At 45.5% G+C, this 19521-nt stretch carries 19 protein-coding genes; 6 read left to right on the forward strand and 13 right to left on the reverse strand.

Annotated features, from left to right (window positions below; all coding sequences use genetic code 11):
* The first annotated feature begins 284 nt into the window (after window positions 1–284).
* Genes ilvG through ilvA form a run of 5 tightly spaced genes read left to right on the forward strand, consistent with a single transcriptional unit; the run spans window position 285 to window position 6620 of the window.
* The gene (gene ilvG, locus L3V35_RS23500) at window positions 285–1931 is read left to right on the forward strand and encodes an acetolactate synthase 2 catalytic subunit (RefSeq protein WP_237300731.1); all 1647 of its coding nucleotides are present in this window, start codon (window positions 285–287) and stop codon (window positions 1929–1931) included.
* 1 nt (window position 1932) lies between these two features.
* On the forward strand, window positions 1933–2217 hold the full coding sequence (gene ilvM / locus L3V35_RS23505) for an acetolactate synthase 2 small subunit (protein ID WP_017077311.1): 285 nt from the start codon (window positions 1933–1935) through the stop codon (window positions 2215–2217).
* 12 nt (window positions 2218–2229) lie between these two features.
* Window positions 2230–3198 carry a branched-chain amino acid transaminase gene (locus L3V35_RS23510; protein ID WP_017095708.1) on the forward strand — a complete coding sequence of 323 codons (969 nt, stop codon included), beginning with the start codon at window positions 2230–2232 and terminating at the stop codon, window positions 3196–3198.
* A 33-nt stretch (window positions 3199–3231) separates the two neighbouring features.
* Window positions 3232–5073 carry a dihydroxy-acid dehydratase gene (gene ilvD, locus L3V35_RS23515; protein ID WP_054548317.1) on the forward strand — a complete coding sequence of 614 codons (1842 nt, stop codon included), beginning with the start codon at window positions 3232–3234 and terminating at the stop codon, window positions 5071–5073.
* A 2-nt stretch (window positions 5074–5075) separates the two neighbouring features.
* The gene (gene ilvA / locus L3V35_RS23520) at window positions 5076–6620 is read left to right on the forward strand and encodes a threonine ammonia-lyase, biosynthetic (protein WP_065205706.1); all 1545 of its coding nucleotides are present in this window, start codon (window positions 5076–5078) and stop codon (window positions 6618–6620) included.
* Between the two features lie 97 nt (window positions 6621–6717).
* Here ilvA and punR read toward each other — a convergent pair whose 3' ends face one another.
* Entirely contained in the window at window positions 6718–7632 is a 915-nt protein-coding gene (gene punR / locus L3V35_RS23525; RefSeq protein ID WP_004735746.1) for a DNA-binding transcriptional activator PunR, read from the reverse strand.
* 163 nt (window positions 7633–7795) lie between these two features.
* Here punR and punC point away from each other — a divergent pair, with 163 nt between their 5' ends.
* Window positions 7796–9007, forward strand: a complete 1212-nt coding sequence (gene punC, locus L3V35_RS23530; protein WP_017090728.1) for a purine nucleoside transporter PunC — start codon at window positions 7796–7798, stop codon at window positions 9005–9007.
* A gap of 126 nt (window positions 9008–9133) precedes the next feature.
* Here punC and glmU read toward each other — a convergent pair whose 3' ends face one another.
* The 12 genes from glmU to L3V35_RS23590 all read right to left on the reverse strand — a co-directional run bounded on the left by glmU (window position 9134) and on the right by L3V35_RS23590 (window position 19508).
* Window positions 9134–10492 carry a bifunctional UDP-N-acetylglucosamine diphosphorylase/glucosamine-1-phosphate N-acetyltransferase GlmU gene (gene glmU / locus L3V35_RS23535; RefSeq protein ID WP_004735743.1) on the reverse strand — a complete coding sequence of 453 codons (1359 nt, stop codon included), beginning with the start codon at window positions 10490–10492 and terminating at the stop codon, window positions 9134–9136.
* A gap of 215 nt (window positions 10493–10707) precedes the next feature.
* Window positions 10708–11130, reverse strand: coding sequence for a F0F1 ATP synthase subunit epsilon (locus tag L3V35_RS23540; protein ID WP_004735742.1), 423 nt, complete (start codon window positions 11128–11130; stop codon window positions 10708–10710).
* Between the two features lie 18 nt (window positions 11131–11148).
* Window positions 11149–12552: a F0F1 ATP synthase subunit beta gene (atpD, locus tag L3V35_RS23545; RefSeq protein WP_017077305.1), complete on the reverse strand. Its 1404-nt coding sequence runs from the start codon at window positions 12550–12552 to the stop codon at window positions 11149–11151.
* 34 nt (window positions 12553–12586) lie between these two features.
* Entirely contained in the window at window positions 12587–13453 is an 867-nt protein-coding gene (atpG, locus tag L3V35_RS23550; RefSeq protein WP_004735739.1) for a F0F1 ATP synthase subunit gamma, read from the reverse strand.
* 48 nt (window positions 13454–13501) lie between these two features.
* A complete protein-coding gene (gene atpA / locus L3V35_RS23555) occupies window positions 13502–15043 on the reverse strand; it encodes a F0F1 ATP synthase subunit alpha (protein WP_004735737.1) in 1542 nt (513 codons plus the stop codon).
* A gap of 13 nt (window positions 15044–15056) precedes the next feature.
* Entirely contained in the window at window positions 15057–15590 is a 534-nt protein-coding gene (gene atpH / locus L3V35_RS23560) for a F0F1 ATP synthase subunit delta (RefSeq protein WP_004735736.1), read from the reverse strand.
* 15 nt (window positions 15591–15605) lie between these two features.
* Entirely contained in the window at window positions 15606–16076 is a 471-nt protein-coding gene (atpF, locus tag L3V35_RS23565; protein WP_017077303.1) for a F0F1 ATP synthase subunit B, read from the reverse strand.
* A gap of 58 nt (window positions 16077–16134) precedes the next feature.
* On the reverse strand, window positions 16135–16392 hold the full coding sequence (atpE, locus tag L3V35_RS23570) for a F0F1 ATP synthase subunit C (protein ID WP_004735734.1): 258 nt from the start codon (window positions 16390–16392) through the stop codon (window positions 16135–16137).
* 50 nt (window positions 16393–16442) lie between these two features.
* A complete protein-coding gene (atpB, locus tag L3V35_RS23575; RefSeq protein WP_004735733.1) occupies window positions 16443–17240 on the reverse strand; it encodes a F0F1 ATP synthase subunit A in 798 nt (265 codons plus the stop codon).
* Window positions 17241–17248: 8 nt separating this feature from the next.
* The gene (locus L3V35_RS23580) at window positions 17249–17638 is read right to left on the reverse strand and encodes a F0F1 ATP synthase subunit I (protein ID WP_004735732.1); all 390 of its coding nucleotides are present in this window, start codon (window positions 17636–17638) and stop codon (window positions 17249–17251) included.
* Between the two features lie 191 nt (window positions 17639–17829).
* Window positions 17830–18711, reverse strand: coding sequence for a ParB/RepB/Spo0J family partition protein (locus L3V35_RS23585; protein ID WP_237300732.1), 882 nt, complete (start codon window positions 18709–18711; stop codon window positions 17830–17832).
* A gap of 23 nt (window positions 18712–18734) precedes the next feature.
* Entirely contained in the window at window positions 18735–19508 is a 774-nt protein-coding gene (locus L3V35_RS23590; RefSeq protein WP_017077301.1) for a ParA family protein, read from the reverse strand.
* Window positions 19509–19521: the final 13 nt, after the last annotated feature.

Below are 19521 nucleotides of genomic sequence, written 5' to 3' on the forward strand. Positions count from 1 at the left end.
GAAAACTCGAATATTATGATTTTTAACGCTCGCATTTACGCACTGATTAACCTGATTATCGTAGTCATTATTAAGACTGCGCGGGGGCGAGTGGGAAGAAAGTAACCACGAATTAGAAAAAACCCCCGCACTGAAAAGTCCGGGGGTTTTTTCTAATTTAGCGATTCGATTTTTATAATTTTTATTATTTTCGGCCTTGCCGATTTACAGGAAGAATGGGAGCACAAGATGTGCAAAGACAACGGAAACAATGACCAAAATAAAGGTAATACGGAGGGATTACGATGAAAGGCGCAGAACTAGTCGTATCCGCACTCAAGCAACAAGGCATTGAGACCGTATTTGGTTACCCAGGTGGTGCCATCATGCCAATCTACGATGCACTTTATGACGGCGGTGTTGAACACATCCTTTGTCGCCATGAACAAGGTGCTGCAATGGCTGCTATTGGTATGGCGCGTGCAACACAAGACGTGGCTGTTTGTATGGCAACCTCAGGCCCAGGCGCGACTAACCTAGTAACTGGTCTTGCTGATGCTTTTATGGACTCCATCCCACTCGTCGCTATCACTGGTCAAGTTGCTAGCTCCCACATCGGTACCGATGCATTCCAAGAAATGGATGTGATTGGTATGTCTCTGTCATGTACTAAACACAGCTACCTCGTTACCGATATTGAAGATCTTGCGCCAACATTGGCTGAAGCATTTATCGTTGCAAAAGCAGGGCGTCCCGGTCCGGTTATTGTCGATATCGCTAAAGATGTTCAACTAGCCGAATCCCCTGTAAAAATTCTTCCTGAATTTACACCACCAGCCATTCCTGTTGTGACAACGGATGCTATTGAACAAGCTCAGTACTTCTTGTCTCAAGCGACTCGTCCTGTTTTATACGTAGGTGGTGGCGTTCAACTGGCGAAAGCAACCGATGCAGTTCGCGAGTTTTTACGCCTTAACCCAATGCCGGCCGTAAGCACACTGAAAGGCTTAGGCACTATCGAACGTGACGACCCGCACTACCTTGGCATGCTTGGTATGCACGGCACTAAAGCTGCTAACCTAGTGGTTCAAGAAAGTGACCTATTGATTGTTGTCGGTGCTCGTTTTGATGATCGAGTAACAGGCAAGCTTGATACTTTTGCTCCTCACGCAAAAGTTATCCATATCGATATCGATGCGGCAGAGTTCAGTAAACTGCGCCTTGCTGATGCGCCAATTCGTGGTGACATCAACAAGATCATGCCTCAACTAGAACTGAGCCAAGACATCTCATCTTGGGTTCACCACTCAGAAGGCCTTCGTAGCTCATTCAAGTGGCGTTACGACCACCCTGGTGATCTGATCTTTGCTCCACTACTACTAAAGCAGCTATCAGACATGATGCCAGCAAGCTCTATCATTTCGACGGATGTTGGCCAACATCAGATGTGGGCTGCTCAGCACATTCAGCCTCGCGATCCACAAAACTTCATCACCTCAGCCGGTTTAGGCACTATGGGCTTTGGTTTACCAGCAGCTATGGGTGCATCGGTTGGCCGTCCTGATGACCAATCGATTCTTATCTCTGGTGATGGTTCATTCATGATGAACATCCAAGAGCTTGGCACGCTAAAGCGTCGTCAGATCCCAGTGAAGATGGTGCTTCTGAATAACTCTCGCTTGGGCATGGTTCGCCAATGGCAATCTCTGTTCTTTGATGGCCGACACAGTGAAACCATCTTGGATGACAACCCTGATTTCGTCATGCTCGCGAAAGCATTTGATATCCCGGGCAAAACCATCACGCGTAAAGAAGAAGTAGAGCCAGCATTGAAAGAGATGCTAGAAAGCAAAACCGCTTACCTACTTCATGTTCTTATCGATGAAGAAGAAAACGTATGGCCACTAGTACCGCCAGGTGCTTCAAACAGTGAGATGTTGGAGAACACATAACATGAAAAGATACCTATTAGACATCAAAGCCGATGATAAGCCTGTACTACTAGAGCGTGTTCTTCGTGTTATTCGTCACCGTGGCTTCATTGTTAAGCAAGTCGCGGGCACTCAAAACCACGAAAGCAAAGTGGCGAGTGTAGAGATCATTGTCGACAGTGACCGTCCGATCTCTTTTTTGGTAAACCAAATCGAAAAGCTGTGGGATGTACGTTCCGTTGACGTTATCTCTATCAGTCGTAATGAATTGCCAAATAACAACTTACAGCAAAAGATAAACGCATAAGGAACCGCAAACATGACAGCTAAAACAGCAGACTATATTTGGTTTAACGGTGAAATGGTTCCTTGGGCAGAGGCGAACGTTCACGTCCTGACTCACGCAATGCACTACGGTACTTCTGTGTTTGAAGGCGTTCGTTGTTACAACACGCCAAAAGGGCCGGTAATCTTCCGTCACCCAGAGCATGCAAGACGCCTAAAAGACTCAGCAAAAATCTACCGCTTTCCTATTCCTTTTACTGAGGAAGAAATTATGGAAGCGACTCGCGAAACGCTACGCCAAAATAAGCTACAGTCTGCGTACATACGTCCACTGGGCTTTGTAGGTAATGTTGGTTTGGGTGTGTGTCCGCCAGAAAATACTGAGATGGATCTGATCATCGCTGCGTTCCCTTGGGGTTCTTACCTAGGTGAAGAAGCGCTAGAGAATGGTGTAGATGCGATGATTTCAAGCTGGAATCGTGCCGCTCCAAATACTATCCCTACCGCTGCGAAAGCTGGTGGTAACTACCTATCTTCATTACTGGTTGGTGGTGAAGCTCGTCGTCATGGTTACGATGAAGGTATCGCACTGAGCGTCGATGGTTACCTTTCAGAAGGTGCTGGCGAGAACATCTTTGTGATTCGTAACGGTGTGTTATCAACGCCACCAGCAACCAGCGCGATTCTACCGGGCATCACCCGTGATTCAATCATGACACTAGCAAAAGACATGGGTTACGAAATCCGTGAAGAGAACATTGCTCGTGAAGCGCTATACCTTGCCGATGAAGTATTCATGACAGGCACAGCTGCAGAGATCGTTCCGGTTCGTAGTGTAGACAAAATTACAGTAGGTGAAGGCAAACGCGGTCCTATCACTGAAAAAGTTCAAGCAGCTTACTTTGGTTTATTCAATGGAACCACTGAAGATAAGTGGGGCTGGTTAGACTACGTTTATCCAGCAGACCATGCGTCAGCAAGCCAAACACAAACAAATAAGTAAGCAACAGCCAAATATTTTATAAGGATTTAAACAATGCCAATCTATCGTTCAGCAACGACAACCCACGGACGCAACATGGCTGGTGCGCGCGCTTTATGGCGTGCAACTGGCGTAAAAGACGATGACTTCGGTAAGCCGATCATCGCGGTTGTAAACTCTTTCACTCAATTTGTTCCAGGCCACGTTCACCTTAAAGATATGGGTCAGCTGGTTGCGGGTGAAATAGAGAAAGCGGGCGGTATCGCTAAAGAATTCAACACCATCGCAGTCGATGATGGTATCGCAATGGGCCACGGCGGCATGCTGTACTCACTGCCATCACGTGAGCTTATTGCAGACTCAGTAGAATACATGGTCAACGCACACTGTGCGGACGCAATGGTGTGTATCTCTAACTGTGACAAAATCACTCCGGGAATGATGATGGCTGCAATGCGCCTTAACATCCCAGTGATCTTTGTATCAGGCGGCCCAATGGAAGCAGGTAAAACCAAGCTTTCAGATCAAATCATCAAGCTCGACCTTGTTGATGCAATGATCCAAGGTGCCGATCCAACGATTTCAGATGAGCAAAGTGAGCAAGTAGAACGTTCTGCATGTCCAACCTGTGGTTCATGTTCAGGTATGTTCACAGCTAACTCCATGAACTGTCTAACAGAAGCACTTGGCCTATCTCAGCCTGGTAACGGTTCTATGCTAGCGACGCACGCAGACCGTGAAGAACTGTTCATCAATGCCGGTAAGCGCATCGTTGATCTAACCAAGCGCTACTACGAGCAAGACGACGAATCAGCACTGCCACGCAACATCGCAAACCGCGCAGCCTTTGATAATGCGATGGCGCTTGATATCGCAATGGGTGGTTCTAGTAACACAGTACTTCACCTTTTAGCGGCCGCTCAAGAAGGCGACATTGATTTCGATATGGATGATATCGATGCGATGTCTCGCCGTGTTCCACACCTATGTAAAGTGGCACCTTCAACACCGAAATACCACATGGAAGACGTTCACCGTGCTGGTGGCGTAATGGCTATCCTAGGTGAGCTTGATCGTGCTGGCCTACTGAATAATCAAACTCGCACCGTACTTGGCTTAAGTATGCAAGAGCAGCTCGCTCAATACGACATCATGCAAACAGAAGACGAAGCCGTGCTTAAGTTCTTCCGTGCAGGTCCTGCAGGCATCCGTACCACCAAAGCCTTCTCACAAGATTGCCGTTGGGATCGTCTAGATGACGACCGCAAAGAAGGTTGTATTCGTACCAAAGAGAACGCATTCAGCCAAGAAGGTGGCCTAGCGGTACTTTCAGGTAACATCGCGGTTGATGGTTGTATCGTTAAGACCGCGGGTGTTGATGAAGAAAACCTTAAATTCCAAGGTCCTGCAATCGTATTCGAAAGCCAAGATACGGCAGTAGAAGGCATCTTAGCGGGTAAAGTAAAAGCAGGCGAAGTGGTTGTCATTCGTTACGAAGGTCCTAAAGGCGGCCCGGGTATGCAAGAAATGCTCTACCCAACGACTTACCTAAAATCGATGGGTCTAGGCAAGTCTTGTGCTCTTCTAACCGATGGTCGCTTCTCTGGTGGTACATCAGGTCTGTCTATCGGTCACGCTTCTCCAGAAGCAGCAAGCGGTGGTGTAATTGGTCTAGTGAACACAGGCGATATCATCACTATCGATATCCCTAGCCGCTCAATCACGCTTGATGTTCCAGAAGCAGAACTAGAAGCGCGTCGTGTTAAGCAAGATGCTCTAGGCTGGAAACCAGAAAACCGTCAACGTGAAGTATCTTTCGCACTGAAAGCTTACGCAAGTATGGCGACCAGTGCCGACAAAGGCGCTGTGCGTGATAAGTCTAAGCTTGAGGGCTAACTATGAGTGATGACACCTCCAGCCCCAAAAAACAAAGTGGCGCAGATTATCTGCGCCAGATCCTGAGAGCTCCGGTTTACGAAGCGGCAATCGTGACACCTCTGCAAGATATGCCACGCTTAAGCGCTCGTATCGGTAATCAGGTTCAGCTAAAACGAGAAGACCGTCAGCCGGTACACTCGTTTAAGCTGCGCGGTGCTTACAACATGGTTTCAAGCCTTTCTGAACAACAGAAAGCAGCCGGTGTTATCGCAGCATCCGCAGGGAATCACGCACAAGGAATGGCGCTATCTGGCTCTAAGCTGGGTATTCAAACCACGATCGTGATGCCAAAAACGACGCCGGATATCAAGGTCGATGCGGTACGCGGGTTTGGCGGCAAAGTGGTTCTGCACGGCAGTAATTTCGATGAAGCGAAAGCGGAAGCGGAACGTCTGTCGGCTGAACATGGCTTCACCTTTGTTCCTCCTTTCGATCACCCACTCGTGATTGCAGGGCAAGGTACGATGGGTATGGAGATGCTGCAGCAAAACGGCCACATGGATTATATCTTTGTGCCGGTTGGTGGTGGTGGCTTAGCCGCTGGTGTTGCAGTGCTTATCAAACAACTGATGCCAGAGATTAAAGTGATTGCGGTAGAGCCTGAAGACTCGGCTTGCTTGAAAGCAGCACTGGATGCGGGTGAACCAGTGGTACTGGATCAGGTCAGCATGTTTGCTGATGGTGTTGCGGTTAAACGCATAGGTGAAGAAACCTTCCGTCTTTGCCAACAGTACATTGATGGTCATATTACCGTCTCCAGCGATGAAATTTGCTCTGCGGTAAAGGACATCTTTGAAGATACCCGTGCCATTGCTGAGCCTTCAGGAGCGCTTGCTCTGGCTGGCTTGAAGAAGTTTGCAGAACAAAACCAACTGCAAAATAAGCAACTAGCAACGGTACTGTCTGGTGCGAACACCAACTTCCACGGTCTGCGTTATGTCTCTGAACGTTGTGAATTGGGTGAGAAGCGAGAAGGTCTACTTGCGGTGACGATTCCAGAGCGACAAGGTGCGTTCCTAGAGTTCTGTAACATTATTGGTGGTCGAGCGGTGACTGAGTTTAACTACCGCCACAACGACGAAAGCCTGGCGAATATCTTCGTTGGTGTACGTCTACAAGGTGGACAAGAAGAACTCGAACACATCATCAATGACCTACGTGAGGGCGGCTACCCGGTTGTCGATCTCTCAGATGATGAGATGGCAAAACTGCACATTCGCTACATGATTGGCGGTAAACCATCGAAACCTCTGAAAGAACGCCTATACAGCTTTGAGTTCCCAGAATACCCAGGTGCATTGATTAAATTCCTTGATACCTTAGGTACTCACTGGAATATCAGCCTGTTCAACTATCGTAACCACGGTGCCGATTACGGTCGAGTGCTGTGTGGCTTCGAACTCGGTGATGATGATTTGGCTCAGTTCTCTACACACTTAGAAGAACTTGGCTACCAATGCAAAGATGAAACCGATAACCCTTCCTACAAGTTCTTCTTATCTTAAGAGTTAAGCTATCGAACCAAAAAGAGCGAGTATTTACTCGCTCTTTTTATTTGAGCGTTTCCGGTAAACCTCACACGATCTTATTTCAAATAGATCATTAAAGTGCTTTACGATGATCTAACCAATCTTGGTGAAGCTGTTCACTTGATCCTAGATATTTGACCATCCATTCGATCAATTTATGGTTGTCATCTTTTCTCCACACCAAACAACAGTGACTCTGTGGGCTAGGCTCTGGTAATATTTTTTCCACCAGCAAGCCTTGTTCGATAATAGGCGCGGCAATATGCCTTGGCATGTAACCCACCCCAACACCATTCTTGAGGCACTCTATCGCACTGTACCAATTAGGTAATAGAAGACGTCTCTGACTCGCATAATGGCCAGTGTGACGCTTTGGCAGTACGCTAGAGGTATCATCCAAGCAGATCGCAGGATACTGGCTAACAAAGGCTTCATTAAGGTTTTGCTCTCGCACACACGGATGACTGGGTGACATTACAAATGCCCAATCTAACCGTCCCATATCCTTAACTTCAAAGTCACCGCCAACCGGAATCGCCGAAGTGGCGCCAATGACGACATCGGCCCTACCCTGTGCAATGGCTTCCCAAGAACCATTAAACACTTCCATGTTGATCTGCAGCTCAGCGAACTCAAAGGTTTGATAAAACTCTTCAATCATAGGCTTCATCTTGTCGAGCTTAACCACGTTATCAAGGGTTAGACGTAAGGTTTTCTTCCAACCACGCGCAGCTCGGCGAGTTTGCGCACTGAGTTCTTCCATCTGTCTCAGCAGTTGACGAGCCTCTTCAATAAACAACTCCCCAGCAGGCGTCAGCTCTACTTTTCTTGGTAAGCGTCTGAAAAGTAGAACATCAAGCTCTTGCTCTACCTGCCTAACCCCATAGCTGATCGCCGATGGCACTTTGTGCAATTGCTCTGCAGCCGCAGTGAAGCTGCCCAAGCGAGCAACGGTATCAAGCATTTCTAACGAGGATTTAGAGAACATAAGCCTTCAAATTTTTTGATTGATAACTACATATTTTAGCGTTTTATTTTATCAGCTCTGAAAAATAGAATGTCAGCATAAATAAACAGGGGTTCTGACTCCTGAGTATCTAACAATTTTTTTGATGATAAAAACATCACTACCTTTAGCTTAATGGCATCTTATGAATATTTCTAAATTTCAATTGGTCTACCTTGCAGTTCTTTCCATGCTTGGCTTTATTGCGACCGATATGTACCTTCCTGCATTTAAGGCAATGGAAGTCGATTTTGCAACCGGCCCTGAGCAGATTGCTCTGTCTCTAACCGTATTCCTTGGTGGTATGGCAATGGGTCAGCTTCTTTGGGGTCTGGCGAGTGACAAGTATGGTCACCGTAATACGCTAGCGGTTGGTCTTGTTATCTTTACTGCGGCTTCATTCGGCTTAGCATTCAGTACCGAAGTATGGCACCTACTAACGCTGCGCTTCATTCAAGCGATCGGTGTGTGTGCGCCTGCGGTAATCTGGCAAGCAATGGTTATTAAGCGTTACTCTCAAAGCAGCAGCCAGCAAATTTTTGCTACTATCATGCCTCTAGTAGCGCTATCTCCAGCATTAGCACCGCAACTGGGTGTGTTGCTAGCAGACAGCTTTGGTTGGCACAGTATCTTTATCACACTGACGCTAATGGGCGCATTGTTGATCGCAACGACCATGGCTCAACCAAAAGAAGCGCCAGAAGTAAAACAAACGTCGATCAAAACCGATATCAAAGCACTGCTTCATTCAAAGCCTTACATGGGTAATGTGTTGATGTTTGCTTCTGCGTCAGCAGCGTTCTTCGCTTACCTAACCGGTATGCCAGAGATCATGGCTCAGCTGGGTTATGAAGCAAAAGACATCGGTTTGAGCTTTATTCCACAAACCATTGCATTTATGGCGGGTGGTTACTTCGGTAAGCAGGCTGTGAAGAAGTATGGCGATGGTGTCGTACTAAGAAATCTTATTGGTTTGTTTAGTGTTGCCGCATTACTAATTTTCATTGCATCACAATGGGAACTGACTTCAATCTGGCCTCTACTGGCACCTTTCTGTCTAATTGCCGTAGCGAATGGCGCACTTTACCCAATCGTAGTAAACCGTGCTCTATCAAGCGCGAAACAGAGCCCTGCGACAGCGGCTGGCTTACAAAACAGCCTGCAAATCAGTATTAGTGGCCTAGCAAGTGCATTGGTTGCAGCAATGGCAAGCCAAGCACTAAGCGCAACAGGTATCGCGGTAGTAATTTGTTTAGGTGCACTGTGGGTTGGCTATATTGTTTCGAATAAAGAGCTTTCTGAACACTTTGCAACACCGGATAACTCTCGAGTAGTTGCTGACGATAAACAAGACTAGTTTCTCGTTTAACGACAACAAAAAAGAGCGAGTAATCTCGCTCTTTTTTTATATCTAAAGTTATTTAGAAAGCAGCCAGTAGCATTGCTTCTGGCTTGTATCAGAATAACTTTTGGACGTTAGTACTTACTTTTTAGTTGGACGTTTCCAATCAGCAATCTTACGTTCTTTAGCACGGCTGATAACTAACTCATTTTCAGCAACATCACGAGTTACTGTAGAGCCAGCACCAACGGTAGCGCCATTACCAATCGTAACTGGAGCAATTAATTGACTATCTGAGCCAACGAATACGTCATCGCCGATGATGGTCTTAAACTTGTTTGCGCCATCATAGTTACAAGTGATAGCACCTGCACCCACGTTTACGCGCTGACCAATTTCAGCATCGCCTAAGTACGTTAGGTGATTCGCTTTAGAGCCTTCACCAAGGCGAGTGTTCTTCATTTCGACAAAGTTACCAACGTGCGAGTTATTACGCATGTCAGCACCAGGACGTAGACGAGTGAAAGGACCAACCGTACAGTCTTCACCGACCGTTGCACCTTCAATTACACTGTATGGACGCACGATGGTGTTGTCATCGATCTCACAGTCTTTCAATACACAACCTGTACCGATAACCACGTTGTCGCCAATGCTTACGCTACCTTCAATGATAACGTTAGTATCAATCTCAACATCCATACCGCACTGCAATTCACCGCGTAGATCAAAGCGGCTTGGGTCACGTAGCATAACGCCTTGCTTCAATAGTTTGTCGGCTTGCTCAGCTTGATAAGCGCGCTCTAAACGAGCCAGTTGAGAGCGGTCGTTCACGCCTTCAACTTCAATTGGGCTTACTGGGTGTACAGCTTCTACAGCACGACCTTCATCGTGAGCCGCTGCAATAACGTCAGTCAGGTAGTATTCACCTTGTGCGTTATCGTTGCTTAAGCCAGACAACCAACGCTTCAGATCGCCACCAGTCGCCACCATAACGCCAGTGTTGATCTCTTTGATAAGCTTCTGCTCATCCGTTGCGTCTTTTTGTTCAACGATAGCGACAACAGGACCATTACGACGAATAATGCGACCGTAGCCCATTGGGTTGTCTAACACGACCGTAAGTAGCGCGATGCCACCATTTGGTTGAGCGTCTAATAGGTTTTCAATGGTTTGAGGCGAAATCAATGGAACATCACCGTATAGCACTAGTACTTTTTCATCATCAGCGAAATGTGCAGATGCCTGATCCACAGCGTGGCCAGTACCCAACTGCTCAGCTTGCAGTGCCCAGTTTACCGATTCTTCAGCTAAAGTAGCCTTCATCTGATCACCACCGTGACCGTAAACCAAGTTGATGTTTTGAGCACCAAGACCATTACATGTATCGATAACATGCTTCACCATTGGCTTACCTGCAAGCGTATGCAGAACCTTTGGTGTGTTTGAATACATGCGAGTGCCTTTGCCCGCTGCGAGAATTACCGCACTAAACTTCATTGTAAACCTATCCAACATTATTTTTATTAAGCCGATATTGTAACCGTTTTTAGCTAACAAATTAAATTGTAATAGCTATTTAACCAGTACTGATACGTAAAAGGGGCATCATTAGTCCTCAATGTGTAAACACATTTCAGGGCGGGATAACCTAAAAATGCAAAAAGGCGACCCTTAGGTCGCCTTTATCTCAGAGTCAGTAATCTTATAAAAGATTAACGACGCTGTTTTGTCAGTTCGATAACTCGTAACTGAGCAATGGCTTTAGCCAGTTCACCGGCCGCTTGTGCGAAGTCTATGTCGCCATGCTGATTTTGGATATTCTCCACAGCCTTGCGTTTAGCTTCTTCCGCCTTTGCTGCGTCTAGTTCTTCACCACGGATAGCCGTATCAGCCAGTACAGTCGCTGTACCAGGTTGAACTTCTACCATACCACCAGAAACATAAATAATTTCTTCGTGGCCGTGCTGCTTAACAATACGCACCATACCAGGCTTGATAGCGGTCAGCAGTGGAGTGTGACCATGGAAAATACCAAGCTCACCCTCACTACCGGTCACCTGAAACGTCTCAACAAGGCCTGAGAAAATTTGTTTCTCTGCACTTACAACGTCTAGGTGAAAGGTTATTGCTGCCATATCGCCTCCTAGTTAGCCTTATAGCTTCTTAGCATTCTCAATAGCTTCGTCAATTGCACCACAGTACATGAACGCTTGCTCTGGAATGTCATCGTATTCACCAGATAGAAGACCTTGGAAGCCACGTAGAGTCTCTTTAAGAGGTACGTAAACACCTGGGTCACCTGTAAATACTTCCGCTACGTGGTAAGGCTGAGTTAGGAACTTCTCAATCTTACGAGCACGAGATACAACTTGCTTATCTTCTTCAGATAGCTCGTCCATACCTAGGATAGCAATGATATCTTTCAGCTCTTTATAGCGCTGAAGAGTAGACTGAACGCCACGAGCGATGTCGTAGTGCTCTTGTCCAACTACCAATGGATCCAGTTGACGTGAAGTAGAATCTAGCGGGTCGATCGCTGGGTATAGACCCATAGATGCGATATTACGGTTAAGTACTACCGTTGCATCTAAGTGAGCGAACGTTGTTGCTGGAGACGGGTCAGTCAAGTCATCCGCAGGTACATATACCGCCTGTACAGACGTGATAGAACCAGCTTTAGTTGACGTGATACGCTCTTGTAGAACACCCATTTCTTCAGCTAGTGTAGGTTGGTAACCTACCGCAGAAGGCATACGACCTAGAAGTGCTGAAACTTCAGTACCTGCTAGTGTGTAACGGTAGATGTTATCAACAAACAGTAGAACGTCACGACCTTCGTCACGGAAGCGCTCAGCCATTGTTAGACCAGTCAGTGCAACACGTAGACGGTTACCTGGTGGCTCGTTCATCTGACCGTAAACCATCGCTACTTTTGATTCTTCAGGGTTTTCGATGTTTACAACACCTGCTTCCTGCATCTCAAAGTAGAAATCGTTACCTTCACGAGTACGCTCACCTACACCTGCAAATACAGATAGGCCTGAGTGTTGAAGTGCGATGTTGTTGATAAGTTCCATCATGTTAACGGTCTTACCTACACCAGCACCACCGAATAGACCGATTTTACCACCCTTAGCGAATGGACAAATCAAGTCGATTACTTTAACACCAGTTTCTAGAAGAGAAGTCTCGTTAGACTGCTCTTCGTAGCTTGGAGCTTCGCGGTGAATTGCGTAATGCTCTTCAGCACCGATTTCACCACACTCATCAATTGCGTCACCTAGGACGTTCATGATACGACCAAGTGTCTTAGTACCTACTGGTACCGAGATTGGAGCGCCAGTATTTTCAACTGTCAAACCACGACGTAAACCATCAGAGCTACCCATTACGATTGCGCGTACTACGCCACCGCCAAGTTGTTGCTGAACTTCAAGAACTAGACGTTCTGTCACTTCATTAACATTCAGAGCATCGTATACACGAGGTACTTCGCCCTGTGGGAACTCTACGTCGACTACCGCACCAATGATCTGTACGATCTTACCTGTAGCCATCGTTAATCCTCTAACTATTTAGTTTTACCTAAGCTTAAACCGCAGCTGCGCCTGAAACGATCTCAGAAAGTTCTTGTGTAATCGCCGATTGACGGGCTTTGTTATACACAAGTTCTAAGTCATCAATAATGTCACCAGCGTTATCTGTTGCTGATTTCATTGCAATCATTCGAGCTGCTTGCTCACAAGCAAGATTCTCGACCACACCTTGATACACTTGAGATTCGACGTATCGAACTAATAGTGCATCTAGTAGTGGTTTTGGCTCGGGCTCATAAATGTAGTCCCAAGAATGACTGCGTTTCATTTCTTCGCTGTCTGATTTAGGCAAAGGAAGTAATTGATCGATCGTTGGTTCTTGAACCATAGTGTTTTCAAATCTGTTAAACACTACGAACAGGCGATCCAATTCACCTTCATCATATTTCTTCAGCATAACGCTTACAGAGCCAATCAAGTCTTCAAGGCTTGGACGATCGCCCAGACCAGAAACTTGAGCTGCTACTTTCGCGCCGCTGTTATTGAAAAATGCTGTTGCTTTAGAACCTACAATTGCAAGCTCTACATCAGCACCTTTCTCAGACCAATCTTTCATGTCGTTCATAGCTTTTTTGAACAAGTTAATGTTCAAACCACCACAAAGACCACGGTCTGTAGAAACGATGATGTAACCAACACGTTTGGCTTCACGTTCCTCAAGATAAGGATGCTTATACTCGAGGCTACCATTAGCCAAATGACCGATCACTTTACGCATTGTTTCTGCATATGGACGAGTAGCTTCCATTGCGTCTTGAGAACGACGCATTTTCGAAGCTGCTACCATTTCCATTGCTTTCGTAATCTTCTGTGTGCTTTTAACACTACCGATTTTATTACGTATCTCTTTTGCGCCGGCCATCGTTACTCTCCGTTAATGGTATGAGGTGGCCCTAAGACCACCTACCAATTACCAGGTCTGGGTTGCCTTGAAATCGTCAACAAGCTTCTTCAGCTCAGCTTCGATTTCTTTGTTGAAAGCACCCGTTGCGTCGATCTGTGTTGCTAGATCAGCGTATTGACCACGAGCAAACGACAGTAAAGCAGCTTCAAAATCTAGAACTTTTGACAGTTCTACGTCTTGAAGGTATCCACGCTCTGCAGCGAAGATTACTAGAGCTTGGTCAAATACAGACATAGGAGCATATTGTTTCTGCTTCATCAGTTCTGTAACTTTTTGACCGTGGTCTAGCTGCTTTTTGGTCGCTTCATCAAGATCCGATGAAAACTGTGCAAATGCTGCAAGTTCACGGTATTGAGCTAGAGCAGTACGGATACCGCCAGATAGCTTCTTGATGATTTTAGTCTGCGCCGAACCACCTACACGAGAAACTGAGATACCAGGGTCAACAGCTGGACGTACGCCCGCGTTGAATAGTTCAGTTTGTAGGAAGATCTGACCATCAGTAATCGAGATTACGTTCGTTGGTACGAATGCAGATACGTCACCAGCTTGCGTTTCGATGATAGGAAGAGCAGTTAAAGAACCAGTCTTGCCTGTCACTTCACCGTTAGTGAACTTTTCTACGTATGCTTCGCTTACACGAGCAGCACGCTCTAGTAGACGAGAGTGAAGGTAGAAAACATCACCAGGGAACGCTTCACGGCCAGGTGGACGCTTAAGTAGTAGTGAAATTTGACGGTAAGCTACCGCTTGCTTAGATAGATCATCATAAACAATCAGTGCATCTTCGCCGCGATCACGGAAGTATTCACCCATCGCACAACCAGCATACGGTGCAAGGTATTGCAGCGCTGCAGATTCAGAAGCAGATGCAACAACAACAACAGTGTTTGCCAGTGCGCCGTGCTCTTCTAGTTTGCGAACTACGTTAGCAATAGTCGACGCTTTTTGGCCGATAGCTACGTAGATAGAGAAAATACCAGAGTCTTTCTGGTTGATAATCGCATCGATCGCCATTGCTGTTTTACCAGTCTGACGGTCACCGATTACTAGTTCACGTTGACCACGACCGATAGGGATCATTGAGTCAACTGACTTGTAACCAGTTTGAACAGGTTGATCTACCGATTTACGGTCGATTACACCTGGTGCGATAATTTCTACAGGCGAAGTTAGTTTCGCTTCGATAGGACCTTTACCATCAATTGGCTCACCTAGCGTGTTTACAACACGACCAAGCATTTCAGGACCTACTGGTACTTCAAGAATACGACCAGTACCTGTAACTTTCATGCCTTCCTGTAGGTCAGCATACGGGCCCATTACAACAGCACCAACCGAATCACGGTTCAAGTTTAGTGCTAGCGCGTAACGGCCACCCGGTAGTTCGATCATTTCACCTTGCATCACGTCCGCTAGGCCGTGGATGCTAAGGATGCCATCGCTTACAGAAACGATAGTACCTTCATTGCGAGCTTCACTAACAACGTCGAAAGATTCAATACGTTGTTTAATTAGATCGCTAATTTCAGTGGAATTAAGTTGCATGCTCCAATCCCCATTAAGACTGCAATGCATCGCTCAGGCGGTCTAAACGACTGCGCGCTGAGTTATCGATGACTAGGTCTCCGGCTCGAATAATAACTCCACTAAGTAGAGTCTCATCTATACTGCAATTCAGCTGAACTTTGCGCGCTAGGCGCAGTTCCAATTTGCTGATGATGCTTGTGCGCTGTTCTTCAGAAAGTTCAACCGCTGAAGTAACGTCAACGTCGATTTCTTTCTCGTGCTCTTGTTTAAGCAATAAGAACTGTTTACAAACATCAGGAAAGGCCATTAAACGACCATTCTCTGCCATCACTTTAATTAAGTTCTGGCCGAATTCATCAAATTGTTCGCCACAAATTACAATGAATATTTCAGCTAACTTTTCAGCAGTCATTGAACTGCTTAATAAATTATGAACATCATCATTTTGTGCCACTTCGGCAGCAAAAGTAAGCATTTGACCCCATTGGTCTAGCTCACCTTTATCTACCGCAAAGTCAAACGCTGCTTTAGCATAGGGGCGTGCGATTGTAGTCAAATCAGACATATACAGCCCCTTGCTTTAAAGTTTTGCAGTAATGTTGTTAAGAAGATCATTGTGTACATCTTTATCGATTGTACGCTCAAGGATTTTCTCAGCACCAGCTATAGCCAGAGTTGCGACTTGTTTGCGCAGGTCATCACGGGCACGTGTGCGTTCAGCTTCAATTTCAGCTTCAGCTTGCGTTAAGATCTTCTGGCGTTCTGCCTGAGCCTCTTCGCGAGCTTCATCGATAATTTGAGCTTTACGTTTGTTTGCCTGATCAATAACCTCAGTTGCAGTGCGCTTCGCTTCCTTCATTTGCTCAGAAGCGTTGGCTTGTGCCAGGTTCAAGTCTTTAGCAGCGCGTTCAGCGGCTACAAGACCGTCAGCAATTTTCTTCTGACGTTCTTCAATTGCTTGCATGATTGGTGGCCATACATATTTCATGCAGAACCAAACAAACAGCGAAAAAGCAATTGCTTGACCTAACAGAGTTGCGTTCATATTCACAACAGCTACTCCTCGTTAAGAATCAACTACAAAAATTTAATTAACTATTAAGAGTTAATTAGCCTGCTAGCTGACTTACAAATGGGTTAGCAAACGTGAATAGTAGTGCGATTACGATACCGATCATTGGAACAGCATCCAGTAGACCAGCGATGATGAACATCTTAACTTGTAGCATTGGAGCCATTTCAGGTTGACGCGCAGCGCCTTCTAGGAATTTACCACCAAGAATAGCAAAACCAATTGCAGTACCTACGGCACAAAGACCAACAATGATAGCAACAGCGATTGCTGAAAAACTTAGTACAGTTTCCATTTACGTTCTCCGATTAACATTAATAGTTAGAATAAAGCTTAAAAATTTTTTTAGTGATCACTATCTTCATGGGCCATTGATAGGTAAACGATTGTCAACATCATGAAAACAAACGCTTGAATCAAAATAACCAAGATATGGAAGATAGCCCAAGGTAGTGCACCTACCCATTGTAAGTACCACGGTAGCATTGCCGCGATAAGAATAAACACCACCTCACCCGCAAACATATTACCAAATAAACGCATACCTAGAGATAGTGGCTTCGCTAATAACGAAATTACCTCAAGCACCAAGTTAAATGGAATCATGATTGGGTGATTAAATGGATGCAGTGCCAATTCTTTAGCAAATCCGCCTAAGCCTTTTACTTTGATGCTGTAGTAGATCATCAGAGCAAAAACACCTAAAGCCATTGCCATTGTTATATTTACATCAGCTGTAGGAACCACTTTCAAGTAAGGGATACCTAGCCAATGTTCTGCAGGATACGGTAAGAAATCGATAGGCACTAAGTCCATCAAGTTCATTATGATAATCCAGCAGAATATAGTCAGTGCTAATGGAGCTACCAGAGGATTGCGGCCATGGAAAGTTTCTTTAACGTTGTCGCCAACGAATTCCACTACCATTTCAACAAAACACTGAAGCTTACCAGGTACACCTACTGTTGCTTTCTTAGCGACTGAGCGAAAAACCCAAAGGAATAACACCCCTGTCAGCACAGAAAAAAACAGACTGTCTATATGTACGTTCCAGAAACTTGTTTCCTCTACAAGACCAAACTTAGCTAAAGAAAGGTTTTGTAAATGGTGTTCAATGTATCCGGATGCTGTTGGCGCAGCCATAACTCATCCTATTTTTTATTGTTAATGAAAAGCACTGGCGCAAAGATATTAATACCTAGAACCAGTAAATAGGTCAGTTTGAGGGGAATTAATTCCACCTGCATATACATGTAGACAATAGAGAATAGTAAAACTGTGATTAAGATTTTGAGCACTTCGCCAGCATAGAACGACGCCGCAACTAACTTAGTTGCACGAGCTCCACAAAATAGGAAAGCACACACACAAAAAACTACATTCGCGATGACAAAAATACCGCCACCGATTAATGCAGCAAAACCCCAATCAGGATTAACAGCTAAACCTAACCCTATCGCCACTAATATAACCGCGCTAAGCTCGATCAATAACATTTGCTTTGCAAGCACTCGTCCTGGTCTTGCTAACGCCGCTACCATGTATTCGTTCCTCTTTAAGCCCACTTTACCACTCGCTTATAAGCGTGCTGAGAAATTGGCGAAAATTATACGTTCAGCCAAATTGATTGCAATCACAATGCAGCAATCTTTTACATTTTTGCATACAAACCGACAACTTTTGTACGAAATTACTTGTTTATTACATAATTGACCTAAATCAATTATCTCATTTAGTACTCTAGTTTAGCAATAAGTTGCTCTAATTTGTGAGGCTCATCAAGAGTAATCGTCACTTTTGACTTACCGCTAACAGAACGAGTAACTGAAACGTTTGCTTGCAATTTTTCCGTGAGTCTTCGTGAAAGTTCGATAGCTTCTGTGTCTTCAGGCTTCGATTCTGATTCAACGTCTGGTTTTAAGCACTTTTTGACAAGCTGCTCAGTTTGACGCACGGTCATTTTTTTGGTTGCCGCAGTGTTTGCTGCTTCAATCTGGGTATCACCTTCAAGCGCAAGCAATGCTCGAGCATGACCCATTTCCAGTTGTTTATTGGAAACTAAACCTTTTACTTCATTTTCTAGCTGATTTAGACGTAATAAGTTACTAACCGTTGCTCTCGATTTACCGATCACTTCGGCGACTTGTTGATGTGTCAGCTCGAATTCGTTCTGTAAGCGCTCTAGCGCTTGTGCTTCTTCGATAACATTCAAGTCTTCACGCTGAATGTTCTCAATCAATGCCATCGCAATCGCAGCTTTGTCTTCAACCTTCTTGACCAAGCACGGCACCTGTTTTAAGCCAGCTTGACGCGCAGCTCTCCAACGGCGCTCACCAGCGATAATCTCATATTGACCATACGCTAAAGGACGCACGACGATAGGTTGGATAATACCTTGAGATTGAATAGATGCGGCCAGCTCTTCTAGCGCTTCTGGCGCCATATCCTTACGCGGTTGATATACACCTGGCTTCAAGCTACCGATAGCAATCTCTGTGAACTCGCCTTCTGCAGACAAAGCCTGACTATGAGAAGCAACTTGTTGTTTTTCACGAGCCAATGAGCTAGTTGCAAGCAATGCATCTAACCCTTTTCCTAAACCACGCTTAGACATTGAGCGAATTCCTTTGGTTAGACCTATACTGGGACTTCTTCACGACGCAACATTTCGCCTGCAAGAGCAAGATATGCCTTAGCACCTGCGGAATACTTGTCGTAGTACATTGCTGGCTTGCCATGACTCGGCGCTTCTGCCAAACGTACATTTCGAGGGATCACAGTTCGGTAAACTTTGCTACCGAAGTGTTTTTTGAGTTGATCAGAGACTTCATTCGATAAGCGGTTACGAGGATCATACATTGTACGAAGAAGACCTTCGATCTTCAGATTCTCGTTTACTACCGCAGCGAGCTTACTGATGGTATCCATCAACGCAGTCAAACCTTCCAAAGCAAAATATTCACATTGCATAGGAACCAATACGGAATCGGCCGCAGCCATCGCGTTGATTGTAAGAAGGTTTAATGAAGGTGGGCAATCAATAAAGATGAAATCATAGTTGTCGCGAATGGATTCGAGTGCGTTTTTTAAACGAACTTCACGAGCAAATACTTCCATTAACTTGATTTCTGCCGCAGTCACATCACCGTTTGCGGCGATGAGGTCATAATTGCCAGATGTACTTCGGCAAACTACCTCATCAAATGGGGTGTCTTCAACCAGCAAATCGTAAGCAGTTGCTTCAACTTGATACTTGTCGACACCGCTCGCCATAGTGGCATTACCTTGAGGATCGAGGTCAACAACCAATATCTTGCGTTTTGTTGCCGCCATTGATGCTGCCAAATTAATGCAAGTTGTTGTTTTTCCTACGCCGCCCTTCTGGTTGGCAATTGCTACGATTTTACCCACTATGGCCTCGCTG

The sequence above is a fragment of the Vibrio sp. L5-1 genome (genome assembly GCF_021728315.1).
In the GTDB taxonomy this organism is placed as follows: domain Bacteria; phylum Pseudomonadota; class Gammaproteobacteria; order Enterobacterales; family Vibrionaceae; genus Vibrio; species Vibrio splendidus_K.

Coding starts and splice junctions, on each gene's coding strand:
- ilvM (WP_017077311.1), top strand. CDS start 1,933: ATGAAAAGATACCTATTAGACATCAAAGCCGATGATAAGCCTGTACTA.
- atpA (WP_004735737.1), bottom strand. CDS start 15,043: ATGCAACTTAATTCCACTGAAATTAGCGATCTAATTAAACAACGTATT.
- ilvA (WP_065205706.1), top strand. CDS start 5,076: ATGAGTGATGACACCTCCAGCCCCAAAAAACAAAGTGGCGCAGATTAT.
- L3V35_RS23580 (WP_004735732.1), bottom strand. CDS start 17,638: ATGGTAGCGGCGTTAGCAAGACCAGGACGAGTGCTTGCAAAGCAAATG.
- L3V35_RS23510 (WP_017095708.1), top strand. CDS start 2,230: ATGACAGCTAAAACAGCAGACTATATTTGGTTTAACGGTGAAATGGTT.
- L3V35_RS23540 (WP_004735742.1), bottom strand. CDS start 11,130: ATGGCAGCAATAACCTTTCACCTAGACGTTGTAAGTGCAGAGAAACAA.
- ilvG (WP_237300731.1), top strand. CDS start 285: ATGAAAGGCGCAGAACTAGTCGTATCCGCACTCAAGCAACAAGGCATT.
- atpE (WP_004735734.1), bottom strand. CDS start 16,392: ATGGAAACTGTACTAAGTTTTTCAGCAATCGCTGTTGCTATCATTGTT.
- L3V35_RS23585 (WP_237300732.1), bottom strand. CDS start 18,711: ATGTCTAAGCGTGGTTTAGGAAAAGGGTTAGATGCATTGCTTGCAACT.
- atpG (WP_004735739.1), bottom strand. CDS start 13,453: ATGGCCGGCGCAAAAGAGATACGTAATAAAATCGGTAGTGTTAAAAGC.
- atpD (WP_017077305.1), bottom strand. CDS start 12,552: ATGGCTACAGGTAAGATCGTACAGATCATTGGTGCGGTAGTCGACGTA.
- ilvD (WP_054548317.1), top strand. CDS start 3,232: ATGCCAATCTATCGTTCAGCAACGACAACCCACGGACGCAACATGGCT.
- glmU (WP_004735743.1), bottom strand. CDS start 10,492: ATGAAGTTTAGTGCGGTAATTCTCGCAGCGGGCAAAGGCACTCGCATG.
- punR (WP_004735746.1), bottom strand. CDS start 7,632: ATGTTCTCTAAATCCTCGTTAGAAATGCTTGATACCGTTGCTCGCTTG.
- atpH (WP_004735736.1), bottom strand. CDS start 15,590: ATGTCTGATTTGACTACAATCGCACGCCCCTATGCTAAAGCAGCGTTT.
- atpB (WP_004735733.1), bottom strand. CDS start 17,240: ATGGCTGCGCCAACAGCATCCGGATACATTGAACACCATTTACAAAAC.
- punC (WP_017090728.1), top strand. CDS start 7,796: ATGAATATTTCTAAATTTCAATTGGTCTACCTTGCAGTTCTTTCCATG.